The organism is Trueperella sp., from assembly GCF_043424875.1.
Classification (GTDB): Bacteria; Actinomycetota; Actinomycetes; order Actinomycetales; family Actinomycetaceae; genus Trueperella.
In genome coordinates, this window is record NZ_JBHWPL010000027.1 from 1 (window position 1) to 11870 (window position 11870).

Genomic DNA, 11870 nt, shown 5'->3' on the forward strand with positions numbered 1-11870 from the left:
GAGTTCTGGCGCGCCCACATGTGGCTATCGAGCTGGATCTAGTTCTGCTCGTCGCTATCCAAGGTCGAGGGCTGCCACGCGATTTGTAGCGCTTCGCGCGGGATGTCGCGGGAGACGAACTGGGCTCGGCCGGGGTTGCCATCACGCGGGGCGAGGCCTCCGATGAGGCGGCCCTCCGATGACGGGCCGGGCAGCAGCATGCCGGGCACGGACAGCTCGGCGAAGGTCTGAACCGTCCGCTCGTAGAGCGACCTGCTCGCGCCGCCGGTTCGGCGGGCGAGGATCACGTGCAGGCCGAGGTCGCGGGCCTGTGGCAAGAGCGGGATGAGCGGATCCAACGGGTTGGTTCCGCCCACGGTCACCAGGTCGTAGTCGTCAACAAGGATGAAGACTTCCGCGCCCTGCCACCACGATCGCTCGCGCAGTTGGCGGGGTGTGACGTCGGGGCCAGGGCGGCGAGTTTCCAAATATTTCGCTAACCTACCCAAGACGTCAGAGGCCTGAGCCTCCGTCGTGAAGTAATCGCTCAGGTGGCCCTCGGGCAGATCGCCAAGGAGCGTTCGGCGGAAGTCCACCACGTACATTTGCGCTTCGTGGGGTTGGTACACGCGCGCGATCTCGGAGGCGATGAGGCGCATCGTCGCCGTCTTGCCCGATTGCTGGCCACCGAAGAAGTAGAAGTGGTCGTCCACCGAGAAGTCGATGCCGAAGGGCTCCAGGCGCGATTCGTTGAGGCCAAGGAGCACTCGCCGATCGCCCGGCCCCACGCTCGCGCGCAGCGCGTCGATCGAGACGTGCTCGGGCAGCTCGCGCATCTTCGGGGCGGGGGCGCCCCTCCACGCCTCGTTGATCATCGCCACGAGATCGAGCTGACCAGCGGAGACGGTGTTCGGGTCTCGCTCGCCGTCGATGCGCGGCAACGCGACGAGCATGTGATGCTTGTTCATCGTGAGGCCGCGCCCCGGCCGGTTGGTGGGAACGAGCTTGGCAACCTTGCGGTCGATCTCCGAATCGAGGGGGTCGCCCAGCCTCATTTCGACGCGCGCGCCAAGCATGTCCTTGATGGCCGGGCGAATGTTCGTCCACCTCAGTGCGCTGACGATGATGTGAACGCCGTAGTTCAAGCCGCGCGGCAGGAGCTTTTCGATCTGCTCCTCGATATCGGAGAAGTCGGAGCGCAACGTGGCCCAGCCATCGATGAAGAGGAAGATGTCGCCGTAGCCGTCGTCGATCTCGCCCGCTTCCCGGCGCCGGCGGTAGGTCTCCATGGAATCGATGCCGTTAGCTGAGAAGAATCGTTCGCGATCGTCCACAATTGACACGATTTCGGCGAACATGCGGCGAACGCGATCGGGCTCGTTGCGGCTGGCAATGCCGGCCATATGAGCCATGTCGCGTAGCGTGCCGAAGCCGCCGCCACCAAAGTCCATCACGTAGAAATGGGCCTCGCGCGGCGTGTTCGTCAACGCAAGTGATACGAGCATCGTGCGCATGACGGTCGACTTGCCCGACTGCGGGCCACCCACGACGGCGCCGTGGCCAGCCGCGCCGGACAGCGAGATGAAGTACGTGTCGCGGCGCTGCTCAAAGGGAAGATCGACCTCGCCGATCGGAATGGTAAATCCGCCACGGTTACGCCAGCCGGGCGAGACGAGGCCCAGATTCGAATGCGCCACGAGGTCGGGCATGAGCGCGTTGAGGGTGGTCGGCACATCCAGCGGATCGAGCCAGACCTTGTGCGCGAGCGGGCCCTGCCCCTCGAGGCGCGCAACGGCGATGTCGAACGTGGTCTCCACCGAGTCGTCGTCGTGCAAGTCCTCGGTTTCCTCCACGTCCTCAAGGATGTCGACCTCCGGCTCCTCCACCTCGACTCGCGCGGAAGTGAAGTCGTAAATCTCGATCTGCGGCCCCTCGTCGACGTCGACCGAGCCCGCCTGCGAAAGCCGCTGCCTCGGCGGCGGACCCGAAACGTACGCCGCGCGGAACCGCGTCATCGAGGACTGATCGGCCTTGAGGTATCCCACGCCCGGGATCGGCGGCAGCTCGTAGGCATCCCCCACGCCCAGGACCGTCCGAGATTCGGCGGCGGAGAATGTGCGCAGGCCGATGCGGTACGACAGGTGCGAATCCAGACCGCGCATGCGCGACTCTTCGAGGCGCTGGGAGGACAGGAGCAGGTGGATGGATAGAGAACGGCCGAGTCGGCCGATAGCCACGAACATGTCCGCGAAGTCCGGCTTTTCCGAGAGCAGTTCCGAGAATTCGTCGACGACGATCATCAGCGTTGGCAGCGGAACGCCCGAGTGGCGCCCGTCTCGGCGAGCCTTTTCGTAGTCTTGGACGTTCTTGTAGTTGCCAGCCGAGCTCAGCAGCTCCTGGCGGCGTGCCATCTCGCCGCGCAGCGCGTCTTCCATACGATCGACCAGGGTCAGGTCGTCGCCGAGGTTCGTAATAATCGCCGACACGTGCGGGAGTTCGGCCATGCCCGCGAAGGTTGCGCCGCCCTTGAAATCCACGAGCACGAAGTTCAGGTCTTCCGAGGAATGAGTCAGCGCGAGCGCGAGGACCAGCGTGCGCAGCACCTCGGACTTACCCGAACCCGTCGCGCCAATGATCAGGCCGTGCGGGCCCATGCCCTGCTGCGCGGATTCCTTGATGTCGAGGTAGACCGGCTTGCGGTCGCTCGTGAGGCCGATGGGGACGCGGAGCTTGTCTCGGTTGAGCCGGGGGCGCCACGCCGTCGCCACATCCAGTTCACGCACGTGCCCAAGCCCGAGCAAGTCCGTGATCTCCGACGACGGTTCGCCGGCCGACGCGCCGTCGTCCGTCTCGACGTCCGCGGCACGCGAGATCGGGCGGGCCAATCGGCGCGCGACGGCGGCCGCTTCGAGCGTGCTCATCGAATCGGCCCTGCCGGTGACCTCCTCGTAGCCGACCTGCTGGACGCGCAGAATCGGCCCGGTGATGTCCAGGCGGATCGTGGACGAATCGAGCAGTACGTCCCAGGACGTGGGAAGTTCGATGACGGAGATTCCGAGCACGCCGTCCGGGGTCATGAAGGGGTGGTCGGGTGGCACCGGGACGCCGTCGTTGATGATGAGGATGTGCGGGAGCTCAGTTCCGCCTTCTCCGGACATGAAGCGCGGGCGCTCCGCGAGGTCGTCCGGGAGCAGGTCGATCAGTTCGAGCGGGTCGGTCACCACCATGCGGACGGGGCCCAGCCCGTCCGATTGCCGCGTGGATTCGGTGTGGCCGAGCCACTTCACCCAATCCCAGTCTGCGCGCCCGTCGTCCGTGGTGAGCACGGCGATCTGCAGATTCTCCGGGTCGTTGAAGGTGGCGTAGTGGAGCGTGATCGCACGGGCGAGGCCGCGCGCCGAGTCTGCCGATCCGATGATCTGGAGCTTGGCGGCACTTTGCATGTCAAGGCCGAGCGGAAGGTCATCGAGCGTGTCGTAGGCCTTCATCAGCCGGGCGCGCGCGGATTCGGCCACCGGGTCGGCTTCGGCAAGCTGGGATTCTTCCTCGGGCATGAGCGTCATCGAGAAGGGCTGATCGGCCGATCCGAGGCGGCACATGAGGAACTCGTCGTCGCTCGGTTCGCGCTCGCCCACTCGGGTTCCCTCCGCGGCGATGAGCACCAGATCGGCGGGATGCGGCAAGAACCACTGCGTGAAATCGCGTTGCTGACCCTCCACGAGGCGCGCGTTCTTGCGCACGTTGGCCAGGTAAGCCAAGTATTCGCGGCGCGAGCCCTCCACGGACTCGCGGTGTTGCTTGCGGTTGCGGTAGATGTTAAGGCCGGCCACGCCCAGCATCGCCACCATGAACGCTCCGGACATCAGGAGCATGCGCGGGGAGCGGTTCGAGGACAGCGCCATGACGGCCATCATGCCCATCGTTCCGAACATGGGCAGGATCATTGCCAAGGTGCCGGTAATGCCCTCCGAGCGAATAACCTCCGGCGGCTTCTTGACGCTGACGTTCTCCGCCTGCGGTGCCGGCGGACGCTGCTTAGTTGTGCGAGCCATGAGCCTCCCGTCAACCCCCTGTGTTGACGCTTCGTGTCAACCCCTTGTATCAGCCACGTGTGCCGTGGAACACGAGGCCAATCTACCGGAGAATCTGGCGCCGAAAGAACTGCGAACACTATGTGAACCGGTTGATGGACGATCGTGATCGCGGGGCACTGGCGGGCTAGAATCACAACAAGACATCTAGCCACGCATCCACGCCAGCATGCCGAAGCATTCTGAGGGAGGGCACACATGGGTCAGACCCTTTTGACGAGCGTTGCCGTCACGGTCAACGGCTCCCTCCGTGATGTCTCAGCTCCGTCCGGAACCACACTTCAAACCCTGCTCAATCACATGCAGATCGCCGGGCCCGCAATCGATCTCGATGGCCGAGCGATTCCCGGATCCGCGCGCCTCGGCGTGGACCTGCCAGCGGGAACCCTCATCACCATTTTGCCCGCCGAGTGGGGGCAAACGCGCCGGCGCCAGGTCAAGAACATCAAAGACACGCGCGGCGGACAAATGTACGGGTTCTTCGCGGCCGCGGGATTGGCGGCGGGCCTGACCGTCGTCGCCGCTCTCGTCGCCTCCTACTGGCAGGCCGCGGGCAGGGACGGCACGATCGCCGAGCTGACCACCCGGGCCGGCTCACTGGCGGCCACCCCGTGGCTGCCGCTCGCCCTTGCGGGCGTCTTGTTCGCCGTGTCCCTGGGCTTTAGCCTCATGCCGCCAAATGGCCGGCCACTCGTCGAGATCCTCCCGGGAACCACGTTCGCCGTGGCCGCCAGCCTTGCCCTTGGCCTTGCCAATCCGGGCGACGTGCGCCATCAGCTGCTGATCGTCACGCTCCTCGCCGTCGGCTCAAGCGCCTTCGTCCGCTGGGTGACGTGGGGGCATAAGCGACGCACGGGCGGAGGCGTGCTGCTCGACGTCGCGCTGGCGTCCGCGATCGTGGCCGGCCTCGACCTCGTCTTTTTGGCCATCGGCCTCCCTTTCGAACTCTTCATCGCCGGCCTGCTCGGCATCCTGCCGGCGCTCCTTGCGGCGCTTGGCGCGCTGACGGTTCGCGTCGATTCGGAAGCTCTCGTCGAAACCTCCGCGGTGATCCGCGAGGCCCCCTCGGTGCGCCGCTCGACGGAACAGGCAGAGCTGCCCGAGCCCACCGAACTGGTCTGGCTGTCGAGCCTGCGCCACAAGCTGTGGACGATCCTCACGAGCGCCACGATCGTGGCAGCCTCCGCGGTCATGGTGCGTCCGCTCATGTCGGAGGGCATCCACCGCACGTTTGCCATCGCCGCGCTCGCGTGCATCGTCATCTCTCTTCTGCTCATTCCGCGCACGTCTCGCTACCCGTACGTGCGCATCGTGCCGCGCGCAGCCGCCGCGATCATCGCGGGCGCCGGGGCCCTCCTCGCCGCCGATGCGCTCGGCTGGATCCCCGTGGCGGGCGCGTGCCTGCTCATCGCGCTCGCCTTCATCGGCATCTCATACATTCCCGAAAAGTTCGGCGTCACGTTTACGCGCCTCGCCGATATTTTGCAATCACTAACCACTACCTTGTCGCTCCCGCTCACCCTCGTGGCGATCGGAATTATTGACATCGTTCGCACTGGAGGTCTGCCGTGAGTATCCCGTTTCACGTCACGCAACAACCACAAGCCTTCGTCCGTGTCAGCATCGCGGCACGCGGCTATCGCTCCGATTTGGTGTTGCCGGGTTCCTTGCCGCTCGTCGACATCATGCCCGCCATCTCCAGCCGGCTCCTCGACCAGGGCCCCGGCGCCGCCACGCAGGGCGCCGTCCTCAGCGCCTCCGATGGCCGCATCCTCCACGGCGGGCAGTCGCTCTTTTCGCAGGGAGTCAAAGACGGCGATATCCTGACCCTCGCCCCGCGCGCGGTCGAGACCGAAAAGCGCTACGACGACGTCGTTGAGGCCGTCGCCGATTCCGTCGAGGAAAAGAACCGACCGTGGACGCCCGCCAACTCGGCCACGATGGCGGTGGCTGGCGCGGTGGCACTCATTTTGACCACGCTCGTCATTTTGCTTCGTTCGCAAGATCAGGCACCCATCATCGTCCCGGCCGTCGCCGGCGTCATGACGCTTCTGCTCTTGGGAACCGTCTGGGCGCTGCAACGTTCGGAGCGCTCGTGGCACTCGTGGACGCTGGGGATGGTGGCCACCCTTTCCGCCTTCGTCGCCGGTCTCACGATCCCGATTGAGCCCGCACGCATGTCGATCGTGTTCGCGGGACTTGCGATGGCGCTCGTGGCCGCGGCCCTGTATCCGCTGCTGAAAGTGGCGCGAGAGCTCGTCGTTATTCCGACAATCGTCGGTGGCGTCCTCGCGATGGTGGGCCTCATCGACGTCGGATTCGACCTCGATCCCGCAAAGATCTGGGTGGTCGTCCTCGGCCTGTGCACGGTGGTGCTCGCGTTTCTTCCGCGGCTTGCCACGTACAGTTCCGGCCTCAAAGCTCCGCCGGACACGACGCCGGTGCCAAGCCAAGCAGCCCAGCTGTACGGGCGCGGGCGCAGGGCCTCGATGGGCATGTCCATCGCCACGGGCATCGTCATCGTGCTGGCCATCATCTTCTCGATCGAGCTCGGCTCGTGGGCGATCGTCGCCGGCGGCCTCGCCGTTGCCATGTTCGCCCTGTCCACCCGGCGTTACTACGCCGCCACAGACGTCGCGATTCACTACGCCTGCACGCTCGTCGCGCTCGTCGCCTACGCGCTGGCGATCGTCGCTCACTATCCGGGCTCGTGGCTGGGAATCTCGATCGGCGCCATCGTTTTCGTTGCCCTGATGATTGGCGGTGGCCTCGTGCTTCGAACGAAACCCACGTGGATGGCTCGGATGGCCGACTGGGTTGAGATGCTGGGCGGGGTTGCCATCATTCCCGTCGTCGTCATGTCTTTGGAGCTGTGGTAATGGCGTCAACAAAGGACATCCTCTCCGCGCAGCGGTTCAACCGCTCCCGGCTCGTCACGGCATTCCAGTCGGGGATGCCCGACGGCCGCGAGCTCACGCCCGCCCGGCCGTGGACGGGCCTCATTGGCGGAATCATCATCACCGTGCTCATTTTCGGCGTTGCGTGGGTCTCGCGCCTGTTCGCGCCGTCGCTGCCAGCCGGCTGGGAGGATTCCTCGCTCATCACCGATCCGGATACGGGCGGCCGGTACGTCACGATCGGCGGCACCCTGCACCCCGTGGCCAACGCGTCCTCCGCAAAGCTCCTGTTCCCCGGCGGGTTGAAGGTGCTCACTGCGGGTTCGTCCACGCTCGACGACGTCCCGCTCGGCGATCCGGTCGGCATCCTCGGCGCGCCAGATCAGCTCCCTGCGCCGGAGGCGCTGGCCGATTCCTACATTCTGTCCTGTGTGGACACCACCGGCGCGAGCCCCGTGTTGTGGACCGGCGTGAATTCGGGCGAATGGTCCGACGCCGAAGGCCTTGCCACGCACGTCCAGTTCGATGGCGTGTCCTACTTGGTGACGAACGGCCACCGGTACGTCCTGGGCGGCCAGGGCGTGGCGCCGGAAGGCATCCTCAACGCCCTCGGTCTTTCCACCGACACGGCAGTCACCGTCAACGCGTCATGGCTAAACCTCTTCCCCGAGGGCGAGCCACTTGAGCCCCTGCAGGTTCCGAATTTGGGCGACGACGCCGGAGCGATCACCGGCGTGGGCGACGACGTTCGCGTTGGCACCGTCTTGCGCGTCTCGGACTCGGCCCAAGAAGGCGATCTCTACCTCGTCCGCGCGGCCGGCACAATCGAGCGGATGAGCCCGTCCATGTTCCAGCTCTATTCTGTGGGAGCTGGTGCAATCTACGCCGACCCGCAAGACATCACGCTGCACGATCTCGCCCGCCTCAACATCGCGCCCGATCGCATTCGCCCCACGTGGCCCCAGGAGCTCACGCGGCTGCTCAATGAGGATGAGATCGCATGCGGATACACCGATTCCTCCGACTCGATGGGCGAACCGGACTTCGTCGTCGCTGGTGAACTGCCGCAAGCCAACCTCTCGGGCGTGTCCGTTGCCCCGCACTCCGGCGCAATCTTGCACACGCTCACCGAGGGCGGCGTGGGCGTATTCTTCTTCGTCGATGAAAACGGGACGGCGCATCCGATGGGTAGTCCGCAAGGAACGCTCGCCGCTCTCGGGCTCGCCGAGGCGGAAACGCTCCGGGTCACTCCCGCGTGGAGCGAGCTCTTTGCCCCCGGCGTATTGCTGTCCGAGGACGCCGCATGGCAGACCGTCCCCGAGGATGACGCGCAGTGATCGCGCCACGACTCGCTACCGGTGGCCTCGCCATCGCACTTGCCGCCGGCCTGAGCCTGCCCGCCACACTTCCCGAACCGACTGAGCCCGAGGTTCGTGGCTACTTCGCGCCCGAGCCGTGCATACCCGGATCCTCCGACACGTACCAACGCGGAGACGTTGACCTCACCGGCCGAGAGGCGACGAGCCTGCTGGGCGTGCGCGCAATCCAGGGCACGGCCACGGGCGCCGGCACCCGGGTCGCCGTCCTTTCCACTGGCGTCGAGCCCGGCAACCCGGCCATCCAGGGCGCGGCTGTGGAGCCGGGCGTCAACTTGACCGAGGGGTCGAGCGCACTGGCCGATCCCTACGGGATGGGCACGGCGCTCACCTCGATTATCGTCGGTCAGAACCGAAGCGACGCGCGAGTCACGGGCCTTGCCCCGCGCGCAACCGTGGTTCCCGTCCGCGTGTTCCTTCAGCCACCTGACGACCTCGCCTCGCCGGGTTACCCGATCGCGGACGTCGTCGCCGACGGCGTCAATCAGGCCATCGATCAGAACGTGGACGTCATCCTCGTGGGCGTCGCGCTACCGTACGGCAGCCCCGCGCTCGAACAGGCCGTGACGCGTGCGGAAGGCGCCGGCATCGTCGTCGTCGCGCCCGCTGGAGATATCCTCGACGAATCGGATGCCGAATCCTTCGATAACCCCCGCTATCCCGCGGCATACCCCACGGTGCTGTCGGTGGGCGCGGTTAATTCAAACGCCGGCGCCTCGGATCGCACGCTTCGAGCCGAATCAGTGAACGTGGCTGCGCCCGGGCAGAACGTCGTTGTGGCCAATGGGCAGCGTGGCACGTGCATCGCCTCAACAGGGCAAACTCAAACGGTGTATTCAGCCGCGTTCGCTGCCGCCGCGGCCGCCAGTCTGATCTCGGAGTTTCCAGACGAAAATCCCGAACAGATTCGATTCCGCCTCGAAGTTACGGGTGTGCGCGTGACGGACACGCAGTCAAGTGCCGTCGGTTGGGGCATGATCGACCTTCCCAACGCCCTCGCGTTCATCGACGACGGCACCGCGAACGGACCACAGTCGCCAAATACCACGCCGCCCGAGCCCACGCCCGTGGCCGGCCAAGAGGTTCCTGAACCGGTACCCGACCCGCTGCGCATGACGAAACCGTTGAGCATCGCCGCCGGCGCGGTCGTCGCGTTCGGAAGTTTGGGACTCCTCGTTATTGCGCTCCGGCGCCGGAGCTAGTTCTTTTCGAACGTCAATAACGCGGGCACATTGTGGACGGAGTCAACAATAATCTGGCCTTCCTCGAGCTCAAACGTGTGCTCGACCGCCGGATTCCACACGGCTACACGTTTGACGAGCTGCGCTTCAGAATCGAAGACGTCCAAGAGTCCGCTCGTCCCGGAGATCGTCCACGTCCCCGGTTCGATGTCCGTTCCTACCCGCATAATTCGTCCTTCCCATATTCCGCCCTCGAATGGCACCGGCTGTGCAGGTTCAATCGAGATCAAATCCGGGCTCTCCTCGAACGGGAAGTAGTGCACCACCGAATTGCTCGGCAGGTAGAACGGATCGCTCTGGACGCCCGCGAACACATCCAAACTGTAGAGGCGATCACCACCCAAGGTGTCCACGAACAACTGCTTGGAAGCGCCCGCGTCCGCGTTCATGTCCGTCAGTGTGTAGACCCCCGGTTCCAGCTCCTGCCCGACCACGATTCCAGTCCCCGTGGGCTGCTCATTGACATGGCCCGGATCCGCAGTAAAGACCGGTGTGGGAACGTCGGTTGCTCGCGGCGCTGGCACCAGTTCAAGAGCATTAGGATTACCTAGGGAATCAGCCCACGTAACGATTCGGCTTCCTGCCGGAAGATCAATCGCGGTCGATAAAGGCGCCATGCCGTTCAAGCGCGGGATCATCAGTTCTCTCGACATGTAGTCAAAGGAATCATCCTTGGAGAACTCCATGCGGTCTACGAAATCAACCCCAGAGATTCGACCATCGAATATCACGGCGCCGTCAGGATCAAAGATGGCTACCTCGGCGCTCATGATCCCTCTCATCTGATAAGTTCCGGGCTTGAAATCGACGCCTGACACCCAGTCGCCGCTGCCTGGCAACACGGTGCGATACACGGTTGGTTCGGGCAATGGTTTGAATGTGACGCTGCCGAAATCGGGCGTTTCCTCCGGGTCTGCGGCGAAATCGTAATGAAGCTGGTCTCCCTCGTGCAATTCAATGAATCCTGCCCACGCAGGCCCATCGTGTGACTCCGCAGCCACGAGCGCGACCGGCCGATAGGCATCGTAGACACCGCCATCGTCTCGAGAAACAAAAATGTCCACCATCGGCACATCGCTGGGGGCCTCTGCGTAGACTTCATATCGGCCTGGTTCAATATCAACTCCGACCTCGTACGTCGCAAGGGACTCCAGCTCGAGCGTCACTGCGCCTTCGTCTTGGCCCGGAGGAAAGTACTCATCGACAGTCGACGTATCGAACTTCAGCGCATCAAACGCTGTTTGCCTGAGCTCGTCACTGATCTCTGACTCTCCCGGAAGCCCGAGGACATACAGGAAATAGGTGCCCTCATTACGGCGCGCAAAGAATACCTCGCCCGGCGTCTCAACGTAATCGGATCCGACGAGGAGCTCTCCCGAGCCCACAAACCGTTCGAAGGTCTGCCCCTCGATCGTCACCGGCTCACCGAACTCTCCTTCGGGGAAGATCATACTCACCTCGGCCACTGCCGCCTCCCGCGAGAAATGCCGTGGGGAATAGCGAAGCTCGACGGTCGGGTAATTCTCCGAATCAGGATGATGATCGTCGAAGACCATCAACCCCAGCTGTTTATCGTCGCTCCACAGCTGTTCCTCTTCGCCCGAGAGCCACTTGGCACCCGCTGGCGGACTCAAGCGAGCATCGGCCATGACGAAGCCCTCGACGACTCTCTTGTCCACCGGTGCCACGGTTGCCGACGGTTCCACGGAAGTCTCGGTACCACCGCCTTCGGACGGGCTCGGGTCAGGATCAGTATTTCCCGCGCATGCGGAGAGCACCAGCGCTAATCCAGCGACGAGCGCGATCGCTCGCTGATTCTTCGTAAGTCCCATCTGTTCCAGCCTTCCGCTCCCAGTGCGTCGCACTCAACGAGCGGCGGGTGTCCCCATCGCATCGACACGCGACCGGCACACCCGCCATTTTCGTCTCTCTTACTCGGTGTCGGGAATATCCTCGCGCTGACCGCGGCCGAGGAAGTTCACACGAGAATCCGTGTCGAGCAACCGCTCGCCAAGGCGTTCGGTTGTTGGCGCCGCGTCCTTGTTTTTAACGCAAGCCACCTCTAGTATTTCCGGCGTTTCCGTGATTGTCTATACGAACCAGATTTTCACGAAAATGTTCACTACGTGAGAATCGCAGAGGTTTTCACTCCGTGAGAAGCGCACAGGTTCAAGAGAAAGTCGCAGTATTATGTTGGCGAGACCACGCGCGGTCTCGACGGCTGGAAGAGATTCCGATGTGGTTTGCACGCGAATCTCTGTATACACAAACAAGGAGACACAGAAT

General features: G+C 64.3%; 7 protein-coding genes. 4 read left to right on the plus strand and 3 right to left on the minus strand.

The genetic code is table 11. The features are described 5' to 3' along the window. Positions 1–38: 38 nt before the first annotated feature. Positions 39–4031, minus strand: coding sequence for a type VII secretion protein EccCa (gene eccCa / locus ACHFFR_RS02485; RefSeq protein WP_394262692.1), 3993 nt, complete (start codon positions 4029–4031; stop codon positions 39–41). A gap of 237 nt (positions 4032–4268) precedes the next feature. Here eccCa and ACHFFR_RS02490 point away from each other — a divergent pair, with 237 nt between their 5' ends. Genes ACHFFR_RS02490 through ACHFFR_RS02505 form a run of 4 tightly spaced genes read left to right on the plus strand, consistent with a single transcriptional unit; the run spans position 4269 to position 9545 of the window. Next, complete coding sequence (locus tag ACHFFR_RS02490; RefSeq protein ID WP_394262693.1) at positions 4269–5642, plus strand: hypothetical protein; 1374 nt, start codon at positions 4269–4271, stop codon at positions 5640–5642. Beyond that, the gene (gene eccD / locus ACHFFR_RS02495; protein ID WP_394262694.1) at positions 5639–6949 is read left to right on the plus strand and encodes a type VII secretion integral membrane protein EccD; all 1311 of its coding nucleotides are present in this window, start codon (positions 5639–5641) and stop codon (positions 6947–6949) included. Before ACHFFR_RS02490 ends, eccD begins: the two co-directional genes overlap by 4 nt. Further along, the gene (gene eccB / locus ACHFFR_RS02500) at positions 6949–8304 is read left to right on the plus strand and encodes a type VII secretion protein EccB (RefSeq protein WP_394262695.1); all 1356 of its coding nucleotides are present in this window, start codon (positions 6949–6951) and stop codon (positions 8302–8304) included. The genes eccD and eccB overlap by 1 nt, the downstream gene beginning before the upstream one ends. Further along, positions 8301–9545: a S8 family serine peptidase gene (locus tag ACHFFR_RS02505; protein ID WP_394262696.1), complete on the plus strand. Its 1245-nt coding sequence runs from the start codon at positions 8301–8303 to the stop codon at positions 9543–9545. Before eccB ends, ACHFFR_RS02505 begins: the two co-directional genes overlap by 4 nt. Here the strand turns inward: ACHFFR_RS02505 and ACHFFR_RS02510 are convergent. Both ACHFFR_RS02510 and ACHFFR_RS02515 read right to left on the minus strand, forming a co-directional pair. Next, positions 9542–11233 carry a hypothetical protein gene (locus tag ACHFFR_RS02510; protein WP_394262697.1) on the minus strand — a complete coding sequence of 564 codons (1692 nt, stop codon included), beginning with the start codon at positions 11231–11233 and terminating at the stop codon, positions 9542–9544. The two genes, ACHFFR_RS02505 and ACHFFR_RS02510, sit on opposite strands and share 4 nt — an antisense overlap. A 282-nt stretch (positions 11234–11515) precedes the next feature. After that, positions 11516–11644, minus strand: a complete 129-nt coding sequence (locus ACHFFR_RS02515) for a hypothetical protein (RefSeq protein ID WP_394262698.1) — start codon at positions 11642–11644, stop codon at positions 11516–11518. Positions 11645–11870 lie beyond the last annotated feature (226 nt).

Bases quoted from the DNA above. Each gene is read 5' to 3' on its own strand.
- eccCa (WP_394262692.1), bottom strand. From the start codon at position 4,031: ATGGCTCGCACAACTAAGCAGCGTCCGCCGGCACCGCAGGCGGAGAAC.
- ACHFFR_RS02490 (WP_394262693.1), top strand. From the start codon at position 4,269: ATGGGTCAGACCCTTTTGACGAGCGTTGCCGTCACGGTCAACGGCTCC.
- eccB (WP_394262695.1), top strand. From the start codon at position 6,949: ATGGCGTCAACAAAGGACATCCTCTCCGCGCAGCGGTTCAACCGCTCC.
- ACHFFR_RS02510 (WP_394262697.1), bottom strand. From the start codon at position 11,233: ATGGCCGATGCTCGCTTGAGTCCGCCAGCGGGTGCCAAGTGGCTCTCG.